Origin of the sequence: Nocardiopsis lucentensis DSM 44048 (assembly GCF_000341125.1) — a bacterium.
Classification (GTDB): Bacteria; Actinomycetota; Actinomycetes; order Streptosporangiales; family Streptosporangiaceae; genus Nocardiopsis; species Nocardiopsis lucentensis.
This window is the reverse complement of sequence record NZ_ANBC01000833.1, coordinates 1-4,844: the sequence shown is the minus strand read 5'-3', so window position 1 is coordinate 4,844 and position 4,844 is coordinate 1. Positions and strand designations below refer to the sequence as shown.

Sequence of the window (4,844 nt, the reverse complement as noted above, 5' to 3'; positions counted from 1 at the left end):
GGGGTGCGGGCCAGGGCGGAGATCCGCCGCCGCACATCCACGGGCAGTTCGGGCGTACCGTCGTCCTCCCTCTCGGGACGGACCCGCGCGTCCGCCCGCGACGCCGCTACCCCCTGCATGAGAGTCATCTCCGCCACCTCCGTCGGTTCTGGTCGGACACGGGATCGAACGGCCCCGGTCCAGCGAAACCGGTCACGGACGTGACCGGTGATGACGAAGGTAAAGCAGGGAGAAACTCCTGCACATCGGGCTTCATGGGACCTTAGGCGTCCCATAAGGAACTCTTAGGGTTCGCGGCGGCACCGGAACCTCCCGGGGACCGCGTCCTCCGCGAGGTCAGGAGACGGGGAGGGCGACCTTGAGGAAGGCGGAGCACTCCTCCAGGCAGCCGGTGAAGACGACGCTGCCGCCGGGGTGGGAGTCGGGGAAGTACAGGGCGGCGCTGGTCGAGGCCCCCGAGTCGAGCTCGTATCGGCCGGCGGTCAACTCCGCGTTCCGCCGCTCACCGTCGAGCGTCCGGTACACGGCGCTCGGCAGACCGATGTCGGCGCTGTCGTCGGCGCTGATGTCCAGTGTGACGACCAGGACCGACCGGTTGACCGGACGATAGGCGGTCACGACGGTGGCCTCGACCCCGCCGGCGCCGACACGGGAGTCGCCCCCCTCGATCAGGGCGCCGGAGGGGTCGTCGCCGTCGACGCGGAACCGGGCGACGCGTCCGTCGTCGTGCGCGAAGTCGGTGAGTTCGACACAGTGCCGGTCGGTGTCCCGGTCCCTGCCCCAGTACCCTTCCTCGGCGGTGTCGCGGCAAAGCCGATACCCCGCGTCGGTGCGGTCGACCTCCGCGTCGGCCTGGGGGTTGTCACCGTCGGCCCAGGCGCGGGCGACGGTCGCGTGGTGCAGGAGGTAGGTGCGGGCCGGGGAGTCCTCGGCGGCCTCCGCCAGCCCCTCGCGCATCCGGCCGGGGTCGGAGGAGGCGGCGAGCGCGGCCACGTACTCCTGGACGGCGGACGAGTGCGGATCCTCCGTGCCGGCCGGCCGCTCACGGCCGGGGGGCGGCACGGTCGCGCTCGGGCCGGACCCCCCGCCCACCGGGGTCGGGGCGGGGCCGGGGTCGGCGACGGGCTCGCGCCGTGAGTCCCGCGACGGGGCGGGGGCGAAGGTGTCCGCGGTCGGTGCGGTGTCCTCGCCGCCCGTGGCTCCCGCGCCCGGTTCCCCGTCGCGCGCGTGGAGGGGGCCGCATCCGGTCACGACGGCGAGGACCACGGCGGCGAGCAGGCGGGGCGGGACCATGGAACCTCCCCCACGAGGAGCGCGGAGCCAACGTCTGAGAACTATGTCCCTTATGTCGGAAATCAGTACGTTCATTCCTCCGCGCGTGACCGGGGAAACCCCCGACCCCCAGCCTTCCACCACCGGCGACGAGCAGGAAGAACACTGCTTCACGGGGTGGACGGGCGACGGGGGGATCTGTATGCCTGAACGTATACATCCGACGGTTTGATCCGCCCGAAACGACGGCGGCTCCCGCCCGCAACACGTACGTAGTTGCCTTCGACCCGACCGGACGGCCGCACCCACGCGGTCCGGACCACGACGACCACTCCCCGACGTCCACGAGAGCGGTACCGCGCATGCGCAATCCCCCGAACGGCCAGGACGAGGCACCCGTACCCACCGATCCGGATCCGAGCGTCAACCCGGAGGACGAGCGGCCCCCGGTACGGCTGATGGTCACCTACGGCCTCCAGCACATCCTCGCCATGTACGCGGGGGTGATCACCCCGCCCATCATCATCGGCGGCGCCGTGGGGCTCGACGCGGTGGGGATGGGCATCCTCATCAGCGCCGCTCTGCTGGTCAGCGGACTGGCCACCCTGGTGCAGACGATCGGTGTGTGGCGGTTCGGCGCCCGGCTGCCGGTCGTCATCGGCACCTCGTTCGTCCCCGTCGGCACCATGGTCGCCATCGGCCAGGACAGCGGCCTGCCCACGGTGTTCGGCGCCTCGCTCGCCGCGGGCGTGTTCGGCCTCGCGATCGTCCCGTTCCTGGCCGGGCTGATCCGGTTCTTCCCGCCCGTGGTCACGGGATCGGTGATCACGATCATCGGTGTGTCGCTCCTGCCGGTGGCGATCGGGTGGATCACGGAGAACAACGAGACCGGCGTCCCCACGACCGGCGGGCTGGCGCTGGCGGGCACCACCCTGGTGATCGTTCTGCTGCTGTCGTGGATCCTGCCCGGGGTGTGGAACCGGATGGCGGTCCTGGGCGGCCTGGTCCTGGGCACGGGGATCGCCGCCGCGTTCGGCCGGGTGGACGTCTCCTCGGTCGGCGAGGGCGCGTTCTTCTCCCTCGGCCAGCCGTTCCACTTCGGCGTACCGGAGTTCCAGGCGGCGGCGATCATCACCATGTGCGTGGTCATGCTCGTCATCCTCACCGAGGGGATCGCCGACATCCTCGCCGTCGGCGAGATCGTCGGGGCGCGCGTGGACGGGCGGCGCCTCGCCGACGGACTGCGCGTCGACGCCCTGGCCTCGGTCATCGGCCCGCTGCTCAACTCCTTCCCCGGGAGCACGTTCAGCCAGAACGTCGGCCTGATCGCCCTGACCCGTGTCCGCAGCCGCTACGTCGTCGCGGTCGGCGGACTCATCCTCATCGCCCTCGGCCTCTTCCCCGTCCTCGGCCGCGTGGTCGCGATGATCCCCTCCCCCGTGCTGGGCGGCGCCGGGTTGGTGCTGTTCGGGTCGGTGGCGGCGGCGGGCGTGCGCACCCTGGCCAAGGTCGAGTACGAGGGCAACCTCAACCTCGTCATCGTGGCCGTGGCGATGGCCTTCGGCATCATCCCGATCGCCGCGCCCGCCTTCTACGACGGCTTCCCCGACTGGGCCGGGACGATCCTGCACTCGGGGATCGTTGCCGCGGCCATCGCCGCGCTCGTGCTCAACGCCGTCTTCAACATCCTCGGCGGCGCCGTGCGGCGCGGACGGGTCGGGGACACCGAGTAGCCCCCGTGCACGCGGGTGTCCCACACGCGTGGGACACCCCACACGACCCCCGCCGAGCCGCCCTCGGCGGCGTGGGCGCGGCGCGGGAGCACCCGGGGTGGTTCGACCTCAGGCCAGCGGGGAATCTTGACGGGGACCAACGCGTTACACCCCGCGAGACCGCACGAGCGCCTGGAGGCACCCACACGATGGCCGAGCGAGCACTTCGCGGCACCCGGCTCGGGGCGACGAGCTACGAGAACGACCGCAACACCGACCTGGCTCCCCGGCAGGAGGTCACCTACGACTGCACCCGGGGCCACCGCTTCTCGGTCACCTTCGCCACGGAGGCCGAGATCCCCGCCGAATGGGAGTGCCGCTTCTGCGGCGACCGCGCCCTGCGGCGCGACGGTTCCGGCGAGGAGCCCAAGAACGCCAAGCCGGTGCGCACCCACTGGGACATGCTGCTGGAGCGCCGGAGCATGGAGGACCTGGAAGAGGTCCTGGCCGAGCGCCTCGAACTGCTTCGCGCGCGCCGCCGCGAGGAGGCGGCGAAGGTCGAGGAGCTCGCCAAGCAGCGGTAATCCGCGACGGACAGCCGACACGGGCGGTGGACCGATGGTCCGCCGCCCGTTCGTCGTGTCCCGAGGCGCCCCGATCGGGTGGTGCTCCCCGTCGGAGCGCGGCCCCTGGACGGGGCTCAGGCCTCCTTGCCGAAGGGGGCGCGGGTGTTGCCCACGAGTTCCTTGACCGACTCGATCACCCGGGTCGGCCGGTAGGGGAACTGGTCGGCGGTGTCGCGGTCGGAGATGCCCGACAGCACCAGGACCGTCTGCAGGCCCGCCTCCAGACCGCTGAGGACGTCGGTGTCCATGCGGTCCCCGACCATCAGCGTGTTCTCCGAGTGCGCGCCGATCCTCCGCAGCGCCGAACGCATCATCAGCGGGTTGGGCTTGCCCACGAAGTAGGGGCGGCGACCGGTGGCCTTCTCGATCAGCGCCGCGACCGCGCCCGTGGCGGGCAGCGGACCCTCGGCGCTGGGACCCGTCTCGTCCGGGTTGGTGGCGATGAACCGCGCACCGGCGCGCACCAGGCGGATGGCGCGTGTTATCGCCTCGAAGCTGTAGGTGCGGGTCTCGCCGAGGACCACGTAGTCGGGGTCGTTCTCGGTCATCACGTAGCCGACGTTGTGCAGCGCCGTGGTCAGACCGGACTCGCCGACGACGTAGGCGGACCCGTTGGGCCGCTGTGTCTGGAGGAACTGGGCCGTGGCCAGGGCCGAGGTCCAGATGGACTCCTCCGGGATGTCCAACCCGGTGTTGAGCAAACGAGCACGTAGGTCGCGGGGGGTGAAGATGGAGTTGTTGGTCAGCACCATGAACGGGATCTCGTTCTCCCGCAGCTCGGCGATCAACGCGTCCGCGCCGGGGACGAGGTGCTGCTCACGGACGAGCACGCCGTCCATGTCGAAGAGGTAGTTCCACTCGTTTTCGTTGCTCACGGGGCCCATTGTGCCGCCTGTGGCATGCGCGGCGCCATTCCTACTCCCTAGTAGGGGACACGGTTCACACAGACCGGGACCTGGCGGCGGGCCTGGGCTCCCGCTCGGCGACAGCTCCGGGACACGGGGCACTCGCCCCGCCTCGGGTCACGGGCGGTCGGACGAGGGGCGGGACGCCTACGGGCGTCAGACCGGCGGCCAGGGCACCGACGGCCAGTCCGGCGCCGGGTAGGGGTGGATCCGGTGCTGGACGAGCAGGTCGACCCGGTTGCGCACCGCGTACACCTCGGGTTCGGTCAGGTGGCGGCCCAACACGTCGGACAGCGCGCTCGCGGGGTCCTTGAGCTGGTCGCGGAGCG

General features: G+C 71.4%; 4 protein-coding genes and 1 pseudogene. 2 read left to right on the top strand and 3 right to left on the bottom strand.

The window, feature by feature from the left end:
• Positions 1-336 precede the first annotated feature (336 nt).
• On the bottom strand, positions 337-1,293 hold the full coding sequence (locus tag D471_RS36775; protein ID WP_017601847.1) for a hypothetical protein: 957 nt from the start codon (positions 1,291-1,293) through the stop codon (positions 337-339).
• 341 nt (positions 1,294-1,634) lie between these two features.
• Between D471_RS36775 and D471_RS0128915 the strand changes: the two genes are divergently transcribed.
• Positions 1,635-3,005: a nucleobase:cation symporter-2 family protein gene (locus D471_RS0128915; RefSeq protein ID WP_017601846.1), complete on the top strand. Its 1,371-nt coding sequence runs from the start codon at positions 1,635-1,637 to the stop codon at positions 3,003-3,005.
• 188 nt (positions 3,006-3,193) lie between these two features.
• A complete protein-coding gene (locus tag D471_RS0128910; protein WP_017601845.1) occupies positions 3,194-3,568 on the top strand; it encodes an RNA polymerase-binding protein RbpA in 375 nt (124 codons plus the stop codon).
• 116 nt (positions 3,569-3,684) lie between these two features.
• Here the strand turns inward: D471_RS0128910 and D471_RS0128905 are convergent, their stop codons facing one another.
• Both D471_RS0128905 and D471_RS42175 read right to left on the bottom strand, forming a co-directional pair.
• Positions 3,685-4,494 carry an HAD-IIA family hydrolase gene (locus D471_RS0128905; RefSeq protein ID WP_017601844.1) on the bottom strand — a complete coding sequence of 270 codons (810 nt, stop codon included), beginning with the start codon at positions 4,492-4,494 and terminating at the stop codon, positions 3,685-3,687.
• Between the two features lie 177 nt (positions 4,495-4,671).
• Positions 4,672-4,844 (bottom strand): annotated as a pseudogene (locus D471_RS42175) (SCO1664 family protein); the annotation flags it as partial.